The organism is Cyanobium sp. BA20m-p-22 (assembly GCF_024346275.1).
Classification (GTDB): domain Bacteria; phylum Cyanobacteriota; class Cyanobacteriia; order PCC-6307; family Cyanobiaceae; genus Cyanobium_A.
Genome location: NZ_JAGQCQ010000005.1, coordinates 1 through 18423, shown reverse-complemented (window position 1 = coordinate 18423; position 18423 = coordinate 1). Strand labels below are relative to the sequence as shown.

General features: G+C 64.5%; 19 protein-coding genes. 14 read left to right on the top strand and 5 right to left on the bottom strand.

From position 1 onward, the window contains the following. Nucleotides 1-15 precede the first annotated feature (15 nt). A complete protein-coding gene (locus KBZ15_RS00870) occupies nt 16-849 on the top strand; it encodes a PfkB family carbohydrate kinase (protein WP_255012645.1) in 834 nt (277 codons plus the stop codon). On the opposite strand, the gene KBZ15_RS00865 is transcribed toward KBZ15_RS00870, so the two are convergent. Next, nucleotides 846-1883, bottom strand: coding sequence for a sensor domain-containing diguanylate cyclase (locus KBZ15_RS00865; RefSeq protein WP_255012643.1), 1038 nt, complete (start codon nt 1881-1883; stop codon nt 846-848). The two genes, KBZ15_RS00870 and KBZ15_RS00865, sit on opposite strands and share 4 nt — an antisense overlap. A gap of 66 nt (nt 1884-1949) precedes the next feature. Between KBZ15_RS00865 and KBZ15_RS00860 the strand changes: the two genes are divergently transcribed. The 3 genes from KBZ15_RS00860 to KBZ15_RS00850 all read left to right on the top strand — a co-directional run bounded on the left by KBZ15_RS00860 (nt 1950) and on the right by KBZ15_RS00850 (nt 4392). Further along, nucleotides 1950-2276: a 4a-hydroxytetrahydrobiopterin dehydratase gene (locus KBZ15_RS00860; protein ID WP_255012640.1), complete on the top strand. Its 327-nt coding sequence runs from the start codon at nt 1950-1952 to the stop codon at nt 2274-2276. Between the two features lie 101 nt (nt 2277-2377). Continuing rightward, nucleotides 2378-3079 carry a hypothetical protein gene (locus KBZ15_RS00855; RefSeq protein ID WP_255012685.1) on the top strand — a complete coding sequence of 234 codons (702 nt, stop codon included), beginning with the start codon at nt 2378-2380 and terminating at the stop codon, nt 3077-3079. A gap of 188 nt (nt 3080-3267) precedes the next feature. Next, on the top strand, nt 3268-4392 hold the full coding sequence (locus KBZ15_RS00850; protein ID WP_255012637.1) for a DUF4912 domain-containing protein: 1125 nt from the start codon (nt 3268-3270) through the stop codon (nt 4390-4392). A gap of 18 nt (nt 4393-4410) precedes the next feature. Here the strand turns inward: KBZ15_RS00850 and leuS are convergent, their stop codons facing one another. Beyond that, the gene (gene leuS, locus KBZ15_RS00845) at nt 4411-7062 is read right to left on the bottom strand and encodes a leucine--tRNA ligase (RefSeq protein ID WP_396123367.1); all 2652 of its coding nucleotides are present in this window, start codon (nt 7060-7062) and stop codon (nt 4411-4413) included. Nucleotides 7063-7081: 19 nt separating this feature from the next. After that, nucleotides 7082-7321, bottom strand: coding sequence for an Hfq-related RNA-binding protein (locus KBZ15_RS00840; protein ID WP_255012634.1), 240 nt, complete (start codon nt 7319-7321; stop codon nt 7082-7084). A gap of 32 nt (nt 7322-7353) precedes the next feature. Between KBZ15_RS00840 and dapF the strand changes: the two genes are divergently transcribed. Genes dapF through dacB form a run of 5 tightly spaced genes read left to right on the top strand, consistent with a single transcriptional unit; the run spans nt 7354 to nt 12243 of the window. Beyond that, on the top strand, nt 7354-8457 hold the full coding sequence (gene dapF, locus KBZ15_RS00835) for a diaminopimelate epimerase (RefSeq protein WP_255012673.1): 1104 nt from the start codon (nt 7354-7356) through the stop codon (nt 8455-8457). Nucleotides 8458-8461: 4 nt separating this feature from the next. Then, nucleotides 8462-9667: a cysteine desulfurase family protein gene (locus tag KBZ15_RS00830; RefSeq protein WP_255012632.1), complete on the top strand. Its 1206-nt coding sequence runs from the start codon at nt 8462-8464 to the stop codon at nt 9665-9667. Between the two features lie 14 nt (nt 9668-9681). Beyond that, the gene (locus KBZ15_RS00825) at nt 9682-10374 is read left to right on the top strand and encodes a DUF1995 family protein (RefSeq protein ID WP_255012630.1); all 693 of its coding nucleotides are present in this window, start codon (nt 9682-9684) and stop codon (nt 10372-10374) included. Between the two features lie 53 nt (nt 10375-10427). After that, nucleotides 10428-10967, top strand: coding sequence for a DUF4330 domain-containing protein (locus KBZ15_RS00820; protein ID WP_255012627.1), 540 nt, complete (start codon nt 10428-10430; stop codon nt 10965-10967). 1 nt (nt 10968) lies between these two features. After that, nucleotides 10969-12243 carry a D-alanyl-D-alanine carboxypeptidase/D-alanyl-D-alanine-endopeptidase gene (gene dacB, locus KBZ15_RS00815; RefSeq protein WP_255012624.1) on the top strand — a complete coding sequence of 425 codons (1275 nt, stop codon included), beginning with the start codon at nt 10969-10971 and terminating at the stop codon, nt 12241-12243. Between the two features lie 9 nt (nt 12244-12252). On the opposite strand, the gene KBZ15_RS00810 is transcribed toward dacB, so the two are convergent. Continuing rightward, nucleotides 12253-13131: a hypothetical protein gene (locus KBZ15_RS00810; protein WP_255012620.1), complete on the bottom strand. Its 879-nt coding sequence runs from the start codon at nt 13129-13131 to the stop codon at nt 12253-12255. An 8-nt stretch (nt 13132-13139) separates the two neighbouring features. Beyond that, nucleotides 13140-13625, bottom strand: coding sequence for a pantetheine-phosphate adenylyltransferase (gene coaD, locus KBZ15_RS00805; protein WP_254932070.1), 486 nt, complete (start codon nt 13623-13625; stop codon nt 13140-13142). Nucleotides 13626-13700: 75 nt separating this feature from the next. Between coaD and KBZ15_RS00800 the strand changes: the two genes are divergently transcribed. The 5 genes from KBZ15_RS00800 to KBZ15_RS00780 all read left to right on the top strand — a co-directional run bounded on the left by KBZ15_RS00800 (nt 13701) and on the right by KBZ15_RS00780 (nt 18364). Further along, nucleotides 13701-14195, top strand: a complete 495-nt coding sequence (locus tag KBZ15_RS00800; RefSeq protein ID WP_197148863.1) for a flavin reductase family protein — start codon at nt 13701-13703, stop codon at nt 14193-14195. Then, nucleotides 14146-16158 (top strand): excinuclease ABC subunit UvrC, encoded by a 2013-nt coding sequence (gene uvrC / locus KBZ15_RS00795; RefSeq protein WP_255012618.1) that lies wholly within the window; start codon nt 14146-14148, stop codon nt 16156-16158. The genes KBZ15_RS00800 and uvrC overlap by 50 nt, the downstream gene beginning before the upstream one ends. A gap of 35 nt (nt 16159-16193) precedes the next feature. Beyond that, complete coding sequence (locus KBZ15_RS00790) at nt 16194-16466, top strand: hypothetical protein (protein WP_255012672.1); 273 nt, start codon at nt 16194-16196, stop codon at nt 16464-16466. Between the two features lie 82 nt (nt 16467-16548). Next, nucleotides 16549-16806, top strand: coding sequence for a glypican (locus KBZ15_RS00785; protein ID WP_255012615.1), 258 nt, complete (start codon nt 16549-16551; stop codon nt 16804-16806). 31 nt (nt 16807-16837) lie between these two features. Beyond that, entirely contained in the window at nt 16838-18364 is a 1527-nt protein-coding gene (locus tag KBZ15_RS00780; RefSeq protein WP_255012613.1) for a cryptochrome/photolyase family protein, read from the top strand. Nucleotides 18365-18423 lie beyond the last annotated feature (59 nt).

Genomic DNA, 18423 nt, shown 5'->3' with positions numbered 1-18423 from the left:
CCCCGCCCGGTTGCCATGGGCTTCGATTCCGCACTGGAGGGCCTCTCCTTAGCGGTGGTTGGTCACGTTGAGTGGGTCAGCTTTTTGTCGGTCGCAGAGCTGCCGGGTCCGGGCTCGATCTGCCAGGCCCAGGCATTTCGGGAGGAGCCGGCAGGTGGCGGAGCCGTGGCTGCCGTGCAGCTGGCGAGGCTTAGCCGCCTGCCGGTCAAGTTCTACACAGCGCTTGGTAGGGATGGCATCGGCGAGCAGGCTGCGGCCAGGCTCCGGGCCCTCGGCCTCGACCTGGAAGTCGCCTGGCGTGACGCCCCCACCAGGCGGGGCGTGAGTTTTGTCGATCCAGCCGGCGACCGAGCGATCACCGTTATCGGCCAGCGCCTTCAGCCCGACGCCAGCGACCCCCTGCCTTGGGCGGATTTGGCACTCCGTGATGGGGTCTTCGTCACCGCAACTGACGCCCCCGGCCTGCAGCTCTGCCGTCAGGCCGGGCTGCTCGCCGTCACGCCCCGGTTGTCCATGGCGCTGGTCGCCGCCAGCGGGGTCAGCTGTGATGCCTTGATTGGCAGTGCCCTCGATCCAGCCGAGCGGGTGGAGCCAGGGGAACTGCATCAGCCGCCCCGTCTCCGCATTGCCACCGAAGGGGCAGCCGGGGGCTGGAGTGAGCCCGGGGGACGCTACCCAGCCCAGGCCCTGCCGGGACTTTTGGTTGATAGCTACGGCTGTGGCGACAGCTTTGCCGCGGGGGTGACAGCTGGACTGGCAGCAGGTTGGTCCGCGGCTGAGGCCATCTGCCTGGGAAGCCGCTGCGGAGCAGCCTGTGCCACCGTGTTTGGCCCCTATGCTCCCAGCTAAGCCCGGTTTCGTCGCTCCGGAAAATCGCCAGCTGGCAGGGGTGCATTGTCCAGCAGTTTGGCGATCTGGTTCTGACCGTTCCCCTGGGCAAGTATCAGGGCCTTTTCAGCACGGTGCAAGAGGTCTTGGGCACCCTGATCAGCCAGCGCCAATTGGGTCAAGCCCCCACTGATCCCGAGGCGATGGCCGCTGGCTGTAAACACCCCGGACAATTCGTTAATGCCGCAGCGGATTGCATCAGCGCGCTCCAGGGCTGCATCCACATCGGTATTGGCCATCAGCAGCGCGAACTGCTGCTCGTCTATCTGGCCCACCAAGTCCTGAGGGCTTAGCTGGGAGCTCAGCAGAGCCGCCACATCGAGCAGGACCTGGTCGGAAGCCTGCTGGCCCCAGCGTTGGCGAAGCTGGCTGAAGTGGTCAAGCTCGATTACAAGCAGGGCGAGGTGGGAGTCCCCCTGGCGAGCCCGGACGAGTTCAGGTTCAGCCTGTTCTAGGAAGCTGGCGCGGGTAGGAAATCCGCTGATCGGCTGCACCGTTGCCAATCGGCGTAACTCGAACTCCCGCAGCACCAATTTGGCGAGATCGTCGAGCAGGGCCACCTGGTTGTTGCTGAAGTGGCGCGGCTGCCTGTCAATGACGCAGAGGGTGCCTAGGTTGTGGCCCTGGTTGCTCTGCAGGGGTATACCCGCATAAAAGCGCACGTAGGGATCGCCGGTCACCAGGGGGTTAGTGCAAAAACGGGAATCCTGTCTTGCATCGGGCACGACAAGCGGTTCATCTCCGGCGATGGCGTGGGCACAGAAGGCCATTTGCCTTGGGGTTTGGGTTGCATCCAGGCCGTGGTGGGCCAGAAACCACTGCCTCTCCCCATCTACCAGGGAGATCAGGGCAATCGGAGTTTCCAGCACGGTGGCCGTCAACCGCACCAGACGGTCAAAGTGTTCATCCCCAGGGTGGTTGAGGATTCCCTGCCGCTCGAGGTCGCGCTGGCGCTCAAGCTCGTCTTGGGGGATGGGGAAATCGGGGTAAGGCATCTCCACCGCCCGAGAGTCACCAACCTAGGCCGGCCATGATGGGATGGTTGCATCCAGGCTTGGCCTATGACCCTTTCCCAGGAAACCTGCATCCCCTGTCGAGATGGCGCCCCCACCCTGAGCCAAGCAGAGCTTGATGCCCTGATGCTGGAACTGCCTGGCTGGCAGGTGGTGGACGGCCACCACCTGCTGAAATCCTGGCCCTTCGCCGATTTCCAGCAGGCCCTCGAGTGGGTCAACAGGGCAGGCGCGATCTGCGAAGCCGAGGGCCATCACGCCGAGTTCACCCTGGGCTGGGGCCACGCCGAGGCCCTGATCTACACCCATAAAGTTGATGGGCTGACCCGCGCCGATGCCGTGCTGGCTGCCCGCTTCGACGCTGCATCCGCCTAGCTTCGCAATCCTTCAACCCAATGGGACAGCGGCTAGCAGTGGGACCAGATAGAAGTGAGGCAAGGAGCCACCACCCTGGAGCTCTGCCCAAGCCTTCCCCCATGACCTGCGTGTTCCGCCCCACCCTGCTGGCTGCCTCAGCTGCAACAGCCCTTTTCCTGCTACTGCCCTGGGCAGCTGAGGCACGGCCGGGCGGTGCCGGAGGCTTTGGCGGTGCCGGGGGGGTCGGCGGAGCCCGCTCGGGGGCAGGGGCTCGCCCGGGGACCGGCTTTGGAGCTGCCGGGGCTGGCGTCACCCCCCGGGCCGGGGTCGGCGCGGGCGGAATCGGTACTCCCGCCTCCGGAGCGGGTGCACTTCCTGGCGCCGGCTGGGGTGCAGCCGGTGTCGGCGTGAGGCCGGCTGCCGGGGCATATGGAGCCGGGGTATGGCATGGGGGCTGGGCCACAGGCGGCTACTGGGCAACCAGGCCCTGGCCCTATGGCTGGTATGGCACCGCTCCGCTGGCCTGGGGCGTGGCGGGCATGGCCAGCGCAGCCGCCATCACAAACTCAGTAAACGCCGCCGCCGCCCAGCAGTCCACCGTGATCGTGGTGCCGCAGACAGGCTTCCAGCTCAACTACGCCTCAGTGAAGGCGATCGAGCCCGATTCCGTCAGCTTCACCTGGACCAACGGCGCCCTCAGCCAGGCCGCCAGCGGCAACTGCCGCCAGGGAATCCTCAACGGCGCCCCTGCCACCGCCGCCAACGCGAACCTGCTCAACGCAGCCTGCGTGATTGCCTACGGCAACGGCCAAACCATCTGATCCCGCTGACATTGGGGGCAACTAGGCCCAGGGGGCCAAGAACCCCCATCGGGCAGGAAAGGTGGGGCACTATTGGCCCCGAGCCGATGGCAGGGTCGCAGCCGAGACCGGTTGGGAACTGCTGACAGACCCTCGAAAGTTAAGGGAATAGGCGGGATCCTTGTCCGAGACCTTCCAGCGAGTCCGTCATGGTGACGTCAGGCTTTCCCCTATCCAATCAAAACGAAGCCGAAGGCTTTGACATTGGCCAGCTGAGCCTGCGCCAGCTGCGCCAGATGGCCAGTGACCTGGGCATCGGCCGCTACAGCCGCATGCTCAAGGACCAGTTGCTGAGCGCCATTCAACGCAGATCAGACGCCGGGGCCGACTCACAGGACCAACCCGAGCAACTACGTTCGATTGAGGCCGAGATGGTGCCCGCTCCCCGCCCGGAGCTGCAGACGACAGTTGTATTCCTCCCCCGTGATCCCCAGTGGGCCTATGTGTTTTGGGAGCTCTCGGACGTTGACCGGAGGCAGGCCATGGCCGACGGCTCGACCCAGCTGGTGTTGCGAGTAGCCGATGTAACGGGCCTGGGCGGCGGAGCGGCCCACCAGCACACCCTGATGGAAGTGGTTGTCAACAGCCATGCCACCGAGTGGTATCTGCCGGTGCCCCTCAGTGACCGCGATTACCGGGTGGAGCTTGGCTATCGCGTGGCAGGCTCCAGCTGGCGCTCCCTTGCCTTCTCCGGAGTGGCCCGCGTACCAGCCCTCCACCCCAGCGAGCAGGTGCTGGACCAGTTTGTGCCATTCAGCCTCGATGCGATGGCTCCAGTTTCAGGTGAGAATTTCTCCGTACCCGCTGCCACCGCAGGCATCCATGAGCGGATCTATCAGGTTGCCACCTCAACCAGCCGCACCCTGGGTAGGGGATCTGAGGCCTTCCACACCACCAATTCATTTTCCCTGAATGACCAGGGCCTGCATGCTTCAGGCGTTGGCAGATGGGCAAGTGGGCGCAGTGAATCTGGAGCTGGACTTGTGGCAGCCCGCCCCAGATCCTTCTGGCTGGTTGCCGATGCTGAGTTGGTCGTTTATGGCGCCACCGATCCAGCCGCCACCTTGAGAATTGGCGATGAAATAGTACCCCTGGCTGAAGACGGCACCTTCCGCATCCAGGTACCGTTTCGGGATGGCCAACAGCTCTATCCGATTACGGCAGTTGCGGCAGATGGGGAACAGACCAGGCACATAACGCTGAACTTCAACCGCACCACGCCCGAAGCCAATGTAAACACTGCGGAGGAGGCTGAGCTGGCCGAATGGTTCTGAGCCTTCTAGCTGGAGCCTTCAGGGAACCAAATTGACCAATCTGCCAGGCACCACGATCACGCGGCTGGGAGGCTTTCCTTCCAGCCATTTGACTGCAATCTCACTTTGTAAAGCCAGCATTTCAAGCGTTGCCTGATCCACATCAGCGGGCACCTGAAGACTGCCCCGCACCTTGCCCTTCACCTGGATCACCACCGGGATCGTCTCTTTGCTGAGGGCATCCCCATCGACGCTGGGCCAGGCTTGCCGGTGAATGCTGTTGGTGCCAGCAGGGTTTGCCCCCAGGCGCACCCAGAGCTCTTCGGCCAGGTGAGGGGCAAAGGGTGCAAGCAGAATCATCAAGTTGGCAAGGGCTTCACAGGCCACCGGCCTGGAGGAAGATTCCAAATGGGTAGCCATAGCGTTGCTGAGCTTCATCAACTCCGAAATGGCGGTATTGAATTGATAGTCACCGCTGAGGTCTTCGCTAATCGCCGTGATCGCCGTATGCACGGCTCTGCGCAGCTCCACTTCTGGAGCCGATAGGTTGCTGCGGTCTATGGCCTGAGGCTCGAGCTCCAGCTGGAGGCCACGTTCACAGGCGCCGTCCACCAGACGCCAGATCCTATTTAAAAAGCGATACTGCCCCTCCACGTCGGCATCATCCCATTCCAGGTCCTTCTCCGGTGGCGCTTTGAACAGGATGAACATGCGGGCAGTGTCGGCGCCGTATCTTTCGATCACCTGGGCCGGATCGACACCATTGTATTTCGATTTCGACATCTTTTCGTAGAAAGTGACAAGCCCTTCGCCACTTACCGGATCCCGGGGATCGCTAGGATCGGCCACATCCGCAGGGGCGATGTACTTACCACTGTGGGGGTTTTTGTAGGTGATTGCCTGGACCATTCCCTGGGTCAGGAGGCGTTTGAAGGGTTCATCAAAGCCCAGCAAACCACGATCGCGCAAAACTTTGGTAAAAAAGCGGGCGTATAGGAGGTGCAAGATTGCGTGCTCGATTCCGCCGACATACTGATCAACGGGAAGCCAGCGATCAACCAGTTCACGATTAAATGGCAAATTTGTGTTGTGGGGATCGCTATAGCGAAGGAAATACCAGCTGGAACACATAAAAGTGTCCATGGTGTCCGTTTCCCGCCGAGCCGGTTTGCCGCAGCGGGGGCAATCCACCTTCCACCAGCTCTCCAGCTGGGCCAGGGGCGAACCTCCCTTCGCGGCCAAACTGGCACCTTCGGGCAGCTTGACCGGCAGCTGCTCAGCTGGAACAGCCACGGTGCCACAGGCTTGGCAATGGATCACCGGAATTGGGCAGCCCCAGTAGCGCTGTCGTGAAATCAGCCAGTCCCGCAGCCGGTAACTGGTGCGCGCCTCTCCCCAGCCCTCCTGCGCTGCCGCTGTGGTGATCGCTGTTTTGGCGGCGCCGCTGGCCAGGCCACTGAAGCGGCCGGAATGGATCAGCACGCCGGCTTCGCTCCAAACTCCACCCCCGTAGGCGTGCTCATCGCTGCCCTCGGGGATGATCACCTGCCGCACCGGCAGTTCGTATTGGCGGGCAAAGACAAAGTCCCTCTGGTCGTGGGCAGGTACGCCCATGACCGCCCCCGTGCCGTAGTCAGCCAGCACGTAGTCGGCGATCCAGATCGGCATCAACTCCCCGCTGGCGGGGTTGCGAACCTGGGAACCAAGGGCCACACCCCGCTTCGGTTTGTCCTCGGCAGTGCGTTCCTGCTCGCTCTGGCGACTCACCAAGTTGCAAAAGGCCTGCACCGGCAACTGCTGAGCGACCGCAGTCAGGTCTGGCACCAGGGGGTTCTCAGGAGCGAGCACCAGGTAGGTGGCTCCATAAATAGTGTCTGGCCTGGTGGTGAAGATCGCAATCTTGCTGCCGCTGGGTCGGCCGTCCCCGTCCACCACCTCAAACTGCAGCTCTGCCCCCGTGCTGCGGCCAATCCAGTTGGCCTGCATGGTGCGCACCCGCTCCGGCCAGCCATCGAGCTTGGCGAGATCCTCGAGCAGCTGGTCAGCGTAGGCAGTGATCTTTAGAAACCATTGGCGCAGCTTGCGCTTTTCCACCAGAGCTCCAGAGCGCCAGGAGCGGCCAGCGCTGTCCACCTGTTCATTGGCCAGAACGGTCTGGTCGATCGGGTCCCAATTCACGGTGGCATCCTTCTGGTATGCCAGGCCCGCCTCTAGGAATTGGAGAAATAGCCACTGGGTCCATTGGTAGTAGTCGCTGTGACAGGTGGCGATTTCTCGGTCCCAGTCGATCGACAGGCCCAGCCGCTGCAGCTGGGCTCGCATTGACGCGATGTTCTGGTCTGTCCAGAGGCCGGGGTCAATGCCCCTTTCGATGGCGGCATTTTCCGCCGGCAGCCCGAAGGCATCCCATCCCATCGGATGCAGCACCCGCTGGCCCCGCATCCGCTGAACTCTGGCGATTACATCAGTGATGACGTAGTTGCGCACATGGCCCATGTGCAGGTTCCCCGACGGGTAGGGAAACATCGAAAGGGCATAGAAAGACTCACCAGCTGCAGCGTCCTCTTCGGTGGCGTGCAGGCCGGAGTCGCTCCATTGACGCTGCCAATGGGCTTCAAGGGCCTGGGGTTGGTACCGGGGTGATTCGCTCACGGCAGCCAGGCCAGGATCGGAGCGTTGATCGTGCCACAGCCCAGCAGCAGCAAGTTTCTCAACCCAGGGCCCGGATCGTGCTGGCAGCCGAGCGATAGATCAGGGTCAGGGGCCGGCCCTCCGCCTGGCTGAGGGCCAGGTAGCTGCCGTCCTGCCAGTGCAGGGTGCCTTCCAATTCACCGATCCCCACCACCTGGATCGCCACGGGGGTGCGATGGCGAATCAGATCCTGCAGGTGGCGAATGCTGGGCTGGGACGTATCGAGAGCGATCGAGTGCTTCTCGAAAAAGCTCTGCATAGGATTCTGCTGTGGCTGCGCTTGCCTCCATCGTGCTCCAGTTCAGCAAATATCAAGGACTGGGAAACGATTTCCTCATCCTTGATGGGCGGCTCAGCCCCAGCGATCAGGACGATCTGGGGCTCACCCCGGAGCGGATTCAACGGCTGTGCGAGCGGCGTTTTGGCGTTGGGGCTGACGGAGTGATCCTGGCTCTACCTGCCCGGAGCGAGGGGGAGTTGCGGATGCGGATTTTCAATGCCGATGGCAGCGAGCCCGAAATGTGCGGCAACGGCATCCGCTGCCTGGCCAGGTTCCTGGCCGACAGCGATGGCGACCCACCCGGACGCCGCTGGCAGATCGAGACCCTGGCAGGAATGATTGTTCCTGAGCTCCGTCAGGACGGCACCATCCGGGTGGACATGGGAGTTCCCTTCCTGGAACCTGCCGCCATCCCCACAACCCTGGAGCTGGGCCCAGCTGGGGTTGCCCAGGGGTGCCTGGAGATAGCTGGCAGCCAATTTGAAGTTGGCTCCGTCGGCATGGGCAATCCCCATGTGGTGGTTCCCGTTGCGGATGTGGCTGCCATTGACCTCGAGCGGTTCGGCGCCGCCCTCGAGCTGCATCCGGCCTTTCCGGCCCGAACCAATGTTCATTTTGTGCAAGTGCTCAGCCCCAGCCATCTGGTCATGCGGGTCTGGGAGCGGGGAGCGGGCCCGACCCTGGCCTGTGGCACTGGCGCCTGCGCCACCTTGGTGGTGGCCCATCGCTTCGGCCTAGCCGACCGGATCGCCAGGCTCGACCTGCCCGGGGGCAGCCTCGAAATTGAGTGGGATGGCCAGACGGACCATCTGTTCATGACCGGCCCGGCACTGGCCGTCTTTGACGGGGTAGTCACCCCCGAACTGTGGGGCAGCAGCCATGGGGAGCCCAGTCCAAAGGCAGCCGGGGTCGACTGCGCCAGCGCCTGCGTCCAAGGGTGTATCCAACCAGAGGCCTGTGCATCTGCGGATGCCCGGGCGAGGGTGCAGGCCATGCTCGAGGCCAATTCCCTAGACGACCTGGTGGCGCTGGCAAGCAACTCGCTCGAGTCCCGCATCCGGGCCAGGATCGCCAAAGAGCCCTGGTCGCCAGGGGGCCAGGAAGATTTTGACTAGGGCGGTGGCTAGCTGCTGGGCCAACTATCTGGATGCCTGTGCCACCACACCGCCGGCACCTGAAGTGCTAAAAGCCATGGCGGCGGTCCATGCCGGGGCCTGGGCCAACCCGTCGAGCCTGCATGGTTTTGGTCTGGCTGCCGCCGAACAGCTGGAACGCTCCCGCCAACGGATAGGGGAACTGCTGGGCTGCGCCAGCCACCAGGTGTTGTTCACCTCGGGCGGCAGCGAATCAATCCACACCGCCCTGCTGGGGGTGGCAACCGCTTTGCCTGCGGGTCGCCTGTTGATCTCAGCGGTGGAACACCCGGCCACCCTGGCTGCAGCAAAGCAGCTGCAAAGCCGCGGCTGGCATGTTGAACGGTTGCCGGTCGATGGGCTCGGGTTGGTGGATCAGCAGCTGCTCGAGCAATTGCTGGTGCCGCCCACGCGGTTGGTGTCGCTGATCTGGGGCCAGAGCGAAGTGGGCACAATCCAGCCCCTGCAAGCCATTGGCAGCAAATGCAGGGCTGCCGGTGTGCTGCTGCACGTCGATGCGGTGCAGGTGATTGGCCACCAACAGCTCAACTTCAACGCCTTGCCCGTCGATTTGCTCAGCCTTGCCGGCCACAAGCTGCAGGGACCCAGGGGGATTGGTGCCCTGCTGCTGCGCCCTGACCTCCAGCTAAGCCCCCTTATCGGCGGCGGCGGGCAGGAGGCGGGACGGCGCGGCGGGACGGAGCCCGTGGCCCTGGTGGCGGGCCTGGCCAGGGCCCTGGAACTCTGTATGGACCGATTGGTTGCCCATGGGGGCAGCGATCCGGTGGGGCCCCTGCGCAATGCCCTGCTGGAGATGTTGCTGCAGCTGGAGGGCGTCAGGCTCTCGGGGCCCGATCCCCGCGATCTGGAGGCCCCTGAGCGCCTGCCCCACCATCTCAGCCTCCTGCTGGCAGGCCCGGATGGCCAGCCCCTCTCAGGCCGTCGGCTGGTGCGCAGCCTCTGGCAGCAGGGCTATGCCGTAGGCAGCGGCTCCGCCTGCAGCAGTGGTAAGGCTGGGGGCCCTGCTGGTCTGACAACGAGCCCAATCCTGCTGGCCATGGGGTACACCAGTGAGGTTGCGGCCAGCGGCCTGCGATTCAGCCTGGGGCCCTGGCACCGGGCTGCGGATTTGGCCGGGGTGGGGGCGGCCCTGGAGCGGGCCCGTCAGCCCAGCCCCCCTAGGCTCATCTGAACGCCCTGGACTGGATGCTCCCCGCCGATCTGCGCAGTGCCGAGGCTGAAGCCCTCGGGGCCATCCAGGCTGCCCTGGAGTCAGGCCAAAGGGGGCTATGGACCGTGGAACTGCGGTTTGAGGGGTTGCGGCTGCTCCCCCTGGCCCTGAGGCTGCATGGGGCACTCACAGCCGTGCTGCTTGGCGCAAAGCTGCTCTGCGCCGATGCCGGTGCCACGGCCCTGGCCAAGCGCGACGCTCCGACCCTTGCCGCCAGCATTGCCAGCCTTAGAGACCAGATGCGCCTGCAACAGGCCGATGGCGGCAGTGAGGGCGTGCTGGTGCTGGTTGGACCAGCACCCTCGGACTATGACCAGGTGGAGCAGGTCTGCGCCCTCCACCGCGGAAGCGTCGTATTGCTGAATGCCAGCCTCGAAGATGGGGCTATCGGCATCGGTAGCGTTGCCAGGGAGCGCCGTAAGGGCTTTTTGCACGAGCTGCAAACGGCCTACGCCCTGATCCCTACAGCCGATGGCGCCCTGCGCCGTGCCTTCCCAGAACAATGGCAGCTCTACCGCTCGGATCCAGATGGCTATCGCGCGGTGGCCAGTTTTGAGCAGAAACCCGATCTGGAAGAACAGGCCCAGGCCCTGGCAGGGGAGGCAGGCCTGGGCCTGGGTGCCAACCTCAGGGTGATCGACGCCTTCATCGAAGGGCTGCGTAACTAAGTAAGTGGGCTCACGCCGACCTTCTTACACTGCCTCGAACGCCGCTGAGCCCGATGGCCGCCAAAAGTGACCTGCCTTCCGCCCCCAGCGGCCGCTCCTGGAGCCTGGTGGATGCAGCTGCCGCCGCCGCCGTAGTCCTCGCCGCCGTCGGGGTGATCTGGAGTCCCAAACTGAGCGGGGCCCTGGCTAAGGCCACCGGTGCCCTGACTCCGGTCACGGTGTTTGTGGATGTGCGCGGGGTGCCCGTGGCCAATCCGAGCGCCCTGATTGAGGCTGCCAAAAGCGAGGGGAAGGTCGCCATCGTGATCCGCAACCAGCCCCATGGCTCGGTGGTGGTCAAGCAGGTTCAGCCCCTGCAACGGCTTCTGGTGGCAGTCCAACCCAACGGCAGTGTGGTGACAGCCACCGATCCAAACCAGGCCAGGCTGGGCAATCTGGATGCCCGCTTTGTGCTCGAAGGCCAAGGCCGCAAGAGCGGCGGCGGCGTTGTGTTTGGTAATCAGAATCTCAAGATCGGTACTCCGGTGGAGATCGAGGGGCAGCAATACCGGCTCGGTGGCACGGTGAGCGGCCTTGAGATTGGAACCAACTGAGATGGCCTATCCGAAGCCTGTCAGAATTCTTGCCGCGCTGCTACTGCCAGCAGCAACCCTGCTGCCTACCGCTGTCATTGCCCAGCAGGGGCCGGCGACCCTGGCCACCATGCCGGCAGCGCCACCGCCGATTGGTCTGCCCCAGCTGCAGAGCCAGTTGAGCTGCCCCGCGTTGCAACAACGGCTGCTGGCAACGGTTGGCGGCCAAGCCTCCCTCTGGAGCATCACCATTGCCGATTCCCAGGGGCGGCTCCTGGCCGACCTCAACGGCAGCCGGCCCCGGATCCCTGCCTCCAACCAAAAGTTGGTGAGCACGGCCTATGCCCTCGACAGGCTCGGCACCGACTATCGCCTCAGCACCCAGTTGTGGCGGCTCAGTGATGGCAGTTTCCGGCTCACCGGTGAGGGCGACCCCGACCTCGCCCTACCCCAGTTGCAGCGCTTCGCGAAGCTGGCGCTGGGCTCCGGTGGTGACAGCGACCAGCTGCCAACGCTGCTGAAACTGCAGATCGCCGAGGAACCGCGCCAGGCCTGGTGGCCCCAGGGTTGGCATCCCGATGATCGTTACTACGCCTATGGCGCGCCGATCACCCGGCTCGCGCTCACCTCTAATGCCATTCACGAGGCGGTGATGAATCCCCCCTCCCGGCTCCAGAACCTGTTGGAAAAAACGATGTTGCAGCAGGGGGCCAAGGTGCAGGTATCGCTGATTTCAGCCCGGGCGCCCATGCCTGCCGATGCGGTTTTGATGCACCAGGAAAACTCGGCACCGATGCACAATCTGCTCAGCCTGGCCAACACGGAAAGCCATAATTTCACGGCCGAGGTGCTGCTTCGCCAGGGTGCGGGTAGCTGGGATCTGGGCCAGGCAGCCCAACGGGAAACCCTCTGGCTAACCCAGCAAGGTTTGCCAATGCAGGGTGTGCGGGTGGTGGATGGCAGTGGCCTGGATCGGGCCAATCGCCTCACCAGTCGCTTCCTGGCGGCCCTGCTCCTGCGGATGGACCAGCATCCCTACGGCCGAGATTACCTGGCCTCGATGGCGGTGGCAGGGCAACGCGGCACCCTGCGCAACCTGTACGTAGGCACCCCGCTGCAGGGCAAGTTTCATGGCAAGACCGGCACCATCACTGGGGTCCGGGCCATCAGTGGCGTACTTGTCACAAACGATGGGCCCCGTTATGTCAGTGCAATCAGCAACGGGGCAAGCTCCCCCAACGAGACCATCGGGCTGGTTCTGCGCGAGGCCCAGAACACCAGGCTCTGTGCGTCCTAGTGGACGATTTTAGCCGACCATCTGCTTGACCCCTTTGGCCAGGCGACGCCTGCGGCTGACCGTCAGATCGGCGGCGGGGGGAGGGGTGATCGTTTCAGGCGACTGGAGCCGGACCAGCTCCCTGCGGCCTCCGAGCACCACCTGGCTCAGTTCCTTGAGGCGGCCTTCCAGTTCGCCCAGCACCTGTTCGGCGTAGCGATTGGCACCCTCCTCGATTGCGCCGGCTTCCTGACGGCTGCGGGCCAGGAGGGCGTCGCACTGCTGCTGGGTCTGTTGGCGGAATTGCAGGGCGTCGTTTTGCAACCGCTCAGCCTCGGCCTGGCTATCCCGTTGGACCCGTACCCCCTCCTGGCGGATCTGCTCCAGCTCCCCCATCGCCTGCTGACGGTTGCGCTCATGCTGCTCCAGAAACTGGCGGTTGCGTTCAGCGCTTTCCTGCTCCAGCTGCTGGCGGCGGGAGGCAAACTGCTGCTCCATCTGGGCCATGCGGGCCTGGTGCTCCTGCTCTGTCTGGGCAACCTGATTGCGTGCCTGCAGCATCAGCTGTTCGCACTGCTGCCGGGCCTGCTCTCTCAATTCCGCCACATGGCGTTCGGCTTCCTGGCGGATGGAGGCACTGTTGATCAGCTGCTCCCTTTCCCGTTTCCCCGAGGCGATGATCTCCTCGCCCTGCTGGCGGGCCTGGTTGATAAATTCCTCGCGCTGACGGATCAGCTCCACGGCCTGGGCCAGTTGGACCGGCAGGGACTCGCGCAGGCTGTCGAGAACCTCGATGGCATCCTGTTCGTTCACCAGCCGACCGCCGCTGAAGGGGATCCGGCTGCCTTCCAGCACTATCTCTTCGAGTTGGTCGAGCTGATCGAAGGCGGTGATGGTGGCCTCGGCCATGGGGAGGTTTAGGCGGTTGCCCGATTAAAAAGCCTGGCAAGGTCTTCCGCCACTCCCGCGGGCACCATGTGACGCACATCGCCGCCGAAACGGGCGACTTCCTTCACCACCGAACTGCTCAGAAAGCTGTGCTGCACGGCTGTAGCCAGAAAGAGGGTTTCCACCAGGGGGGCCAGGCTCTTGTTTGTGTGGGCAATCTGCAACTCGAATTCGAAGTCGCTCAGGGCCCGCAGCCCCCGCAGAATTACCTCGGAGCCGCTGCGCACGGCGCAATCCACGGTCAAGCCATCAAAACTGCCCACTTGGACGTGGGGCAGGTGGCCCGTAGCGAGGCGGATCTGCTCCAACCTCTGCTCCAGGCTGAAGGCGGGTTGCTTGCTGGGGTTCTGCAGAACCGCGACTGTGAGGCCCTCAAACAGCCGGGCGGCCCGTTCAATCAGGTCGAGATGCCCCAGGGTGAGCGGGTCAAAACTGCCTGGATAGAGGGCGCGCATGGGAAAGGTCGGTTGGGGGCTGCTGCATTTCTAGAGTTAACTGAGTTTCCCGCGCCCCAGGGTGCCCCTGCCACCATGGCCCAGAACGCCACTCTCAACGCCGAAGCCAAAAAGACCCTGCTGCGCAAGATCCCCCACGGCGTGTTCATCTGTGGCGTGGCCGAGGGCGATGAGGTGAACGGGTTCACCGCCAGCTGGGTCACCCAGGGGAGCTTTGAACCGCCCCTGGTGGTGATGGCCGTGCGGGCAGACAGCACCAGCAATGGCATGATCCAGCGAACGGGCAAATTTTGCCTCAACGTGCTCAAGGCAGATCAAAAAGACCTGGCAGCCGTCTTTTTCAAGCCCCAAAAGGGGGTGGGTGGGCGCTTCGATGCCGCACCGTTCAGCCTGGGGGCCCTGGGTCTGCCGATCCTCACCGACGCGATAGGCGCCGTGGAATGCGAGCTCGTAGGCCAGGTCGCCCATGGGGACCACACCGTCTTTGTCGGTGAGGTAAAAACCGCCACCCTGCATGGGGATGGCCCCGCCCTCGAGCTGGGCACTACGGGCTGGCAGTACGGCGGCTGAGTTGGCACTGCCCCTGCTGCAACAACCGGAACGGCTTAAGGCCCGGCTGGGCGAGGTGCCCTCTGAGCCGGGCTGCTATCTGCTGCGGGACAGTGAGGACCGCATCCTTTACATCGGCAAGGCCAAGCTGCTGCGCCCCAGGGTGCGCAGCTATTTCCAAAGCGGAAGCGGCCATAGCCACAGCCCGCGCATCTCCCTGATGGTGCGCCAGGTGTGCGAGATCGAATTCATCGTCACCGATAGCGAAGCCGAGGCCCTGGCGCTCGAATCCAACCTGATCAAGCAGAACCAGCCGCACTTCAATGTGCTGCTGAAGGACGACAAAAAATATCCCTATCTGTGCATCACCTGGAGTGAGGCCTATCCGCGCATCTTCATCACCCGCCGCCGGCGGTTTCGCTCACCCCTGGATCGCTTCTACGGACCCTATGTGGATGTGGGCCTACTGCGCCGCACCCTCACTTTGGTGAAGCGGGTTTTTCCGCTGCGCCAGCGGCCCCAGCCGCTTTACAGGGAGCGCACCTGCCTCAACTACGACATCGGCCGCTGCCCAGGCGTCTGCCAGGAAAAGATCAGCTCCGAGGCCTACCACCACACCCTGCGTCAGGTAGCAATGGTGTTTCAAGGGCGCAACGAGGAGCTGCTCGAGCTGCTGAACGAGCAGATGGGCAAGTATGCCGAGCGCCTCGACTTTGAGAGTGCCGCTGGGGTGCGCGATCAGCTGCAGGGCATCGACACCCTCACCGCTGATCAGAAAATGAGCCTCGGTGACAGCTCGGTGAGCCGTGATGTGGTCGCCTTAGCCGCCGATGATCGGGTGGCGGCGGTCCAGTTGTTTCAGATGCGGGCCGGCAAGCTGGTGGGCCGGCTCGGCTTCACCGCCGATGCGGTCGGCGCCGATGGCCAGCCCCTGGAGCCCGGCCGCATCCTGCAGCGGGTGGTGGAGGAGCACTACTGCCAGGTGGAGCCGGTGGAAATCCCCCCCGAGCTGCTGCTGCAGCACGCCCTGCCCCAGCAGCCCCTGATCGAGGAGTGGCTGGCGGAGCGCCGCGGCCGCAAGGTGAAATTGGCCGTGCCCCAGCGACAGCAGAAAGCCGACCTGATCGAGCTGCTGGAGCGCAATGCCAGCTATGAGCTGCAGCGGGCCCAGCGCGGCGCCGAGCAGCAACTACTGGCCACCGAAGACCTGGCCCAGCTGCTGGAGCTGCCGAGCCCACCACGGCGCATCGAGGGCTACGACATCAGCCACATCCAGGGCAGCGACGCCGTGGCCTCCCAGGTGGTGTTCATCGATGGGCTGCCGGCCAAGCAGCACTACCGCAAATACAAGATCCAGAGCAGCTCGATCCACTCCGGCCACTCCGACGACTTCATGGCCATGGCCGAGATCATGCGCCGCCGCTTCCGCCGCTGGGCCCAGGCCAAGGCCGAGGGTGCCGACCTGCGCCAGCTGCGCCGGGCCGCCAACACCACGCTCCACACCGGCGGCCTCAACGACTGGCCAGATGTGGTGATGATCGACGGCGGCAAGGGCCAACTCTCAGCCGTGATGGAGGCCCTGCGGGAGCTCAACCTCGATCAAGATCTGGTGGTCTGCTCCCTGGCCAAGCAGCGGGAGGAGGTTTTCGTGCCGGGGGCGAAGCTGCCGCTGGAGAGTGAACCCGACCAGCTGGGCGTCCAGCTGTTGCGGCGTCTGCGCGACGAAGCCCATCGCTTTGCCGTGAGCTTCCACCGCCAGCAGCGGGGCGAGCGTATGAAGCGCTCCCGGCTCTCCGACATTCCCGGCCTAGGGCCCAAGCGGGTCAAGGAGCTGCTTGCCCACTTCCGTTCGATCGATGCCATCCAGCTGGCCAGTCCCGCCCAGATCGCTTCGGCCCCGGGGGTTGGGCCGGCCCTGGCCCGCCAGGTGTGGGATTACTTTCACCCCAGTGACGACCCCGCCGGCGAGGAGTTGGCCAGTTGAAGCGCCTTGCAGGTTTGCTGCTGCTTTCCCTGGTGATGTGGCTCCTGCCGGTGCTGCAGGTGGGTCCAGCCTGGGCTGCTCCCGGGGTCTGCGTCGGGCCGGTCTGTGCTGATGAGATCAGTCGCAGCGCCAAGCACCACTGGCAGCTGCGCCTGCGGGTAAGCGACCAGCAGGGACAGCATGAGCGCCTAGTGGTGGATTGCCGCAATGGTGGCGTCAGCCCCCTGGCTGGCCCGGTGGAGCGGGGCTATGCAGCTGCCGTAGCGCGACGCGCCTGCCGCTTGGCCGGCGAGACCCCACGAGCCTAAGCGGCCGGTTCTCCGCCCATGGGCCGCCGTTGCCGCTGGAGTTGGAGCCCCAGAATTGGCAATGATTTCAGCATGGGTTGCCATGGCTCCGACCCAACCCCTCCGGGTTGCCAGCAGGAATGGCCTTCCGCCGGCCATCGTGGCCCCGATCCTGGGCCTGGCCGCCCTGGGAGCCCTGGTGGTGATTCCCCTGGTGGCCCTGGCGGCGATCCCCCTGCTCCTGGCCACCTTGTTCGCCGTGGGCGGGGTGGTGGCCTTCGTCCTCAGCGTCTGGGCGCTGATCGAAGGGCTGGCCGCCTTCGAGCGCTGGATCGAGTCCGACCGCCGCTTCCGGCAGTGACGCGCAGGCATCGCAGACCCTGGAGCGAGCCGTGAAGGGGGTCTGGGTGCTCGGAGACCAGCTCTCGCCCAGCCAGGCGGCCCTCGCCAGCCTCGCTCCGGCAGAAGCAAGGGTGCTGCTGATCGAAAGCACTTCGGTGCTGCAGCACCGCCGCTACCACCGCCAGAAGCTGGTGCTGGTGTGGAGTGCCATGCGCCACTTCGCCGCCGAGCTGCGCCAGAGCGGCTGGAGCGTGGACCACCGCGAGGCATCCACCTTTGCCGATGCTCTGCAGAGCTGGATCAAGGAACAGAGCATCAGCGAACTGCATCTGATGGAGCCGGCCGAGCGCCCCTTCCGGATGGCGATCGAGCGGCTGGACCTGGCAGTGCCGTTGATATGGCACCGCTCCAACGCCTTCCTCTGGAGCCGGGAGGAATTCGCGGCCTGGGCCCGGCCCTACAAGCAGCTGCGCATGGAGCTGTTTTACCGGCAGGGCCGCAAGCGTTTTGGCGTGTTGATGGGCGACGACGGCCAACCCCTCGGCGGCCAGTGGAATTTTGATCACGACAACCGCAAGGCCCCGCCCAAGAGTCTGGCCGGCCCCGAACCATTGGTTTTTGCGCCGGATGGGACCACCGGCGCGGTGATCGCCAAGGTGGAGCGCCTTGCCGAGGAGCTGGAGAAAGATGGGGTGGGTCCACTCCCTGGGCGGAGTGAACCCTTCAGCTGGGCCGTGACCCGCAGCCAGGCACTCGCGGTGTTCGAGCACTTCATCGCCACCCGCCTAGATGGCTTCGGACCATTCCAGGACGCCATGGTGAGCGGCCAACCCAGCCTCTGGCATGCCCTGCTTTCTCCCTACCTCAACCTGGGCTTGCTGCATCCCCAGGAGGTGATCCAGCGGCTGGAGCAGGCGGGCCTGGAGCGGGGCACCCCCCTGGCCTGCCTGGAAGGAGTGATCCGCCAGATCCTGGGTTGGCGCGAATACACCCACGGCCTCTACTGGTGGTTCGGCGCTGACTATCCCCAGCACAATCACTTCGCTGCCAATCGCCCCCTGCCCGCATGGCTGGAGCAACTTGGCGGCAGTGGCATGGCCTGTATGGAGACAGTGCTGGCCGAGCTCAACGCCAATGGCTACGCCCACCACATTCAAAGGCTGATGGTGCTGGCCAACTACGGCTTGATCGCTGGGCTGGATCCCCAGGCCTTCACCGCCTGGTTTCACCGCATGTTCATTGATGGCTACGACTGGGTGATGCAGACCAACGTGCTCGGCATGGGGCTGTTCGCCGATGGCGGCCTCCTGGCCAGCAAGCCCTACGCCGCAAGCGGCAACTACATCAACCGGATGAGCACCTACTGCAAGGGCTGCCGCTACAACCCCAAACAGCGCAAGGGCCCAACGGCCTGCCCGTTCAATACCCTCTACTGGGACTTTTTAGCCCGCCATGCCCAGGAGCTGCGCCGCAACCCCCGCATGGCCCTGGTGATGAAGCAGCTCGAGCGGATCCCCGACGACGAGCTGGCGGCGATCCGGGCTGCTGCTGCCGCGGGGCCCAGGCACCTATCTTGATGGGTGCCAAACCAACCCCCGCCATGCCCCTGCTGGCCATGAGTTGGCCCCCGGAGGCC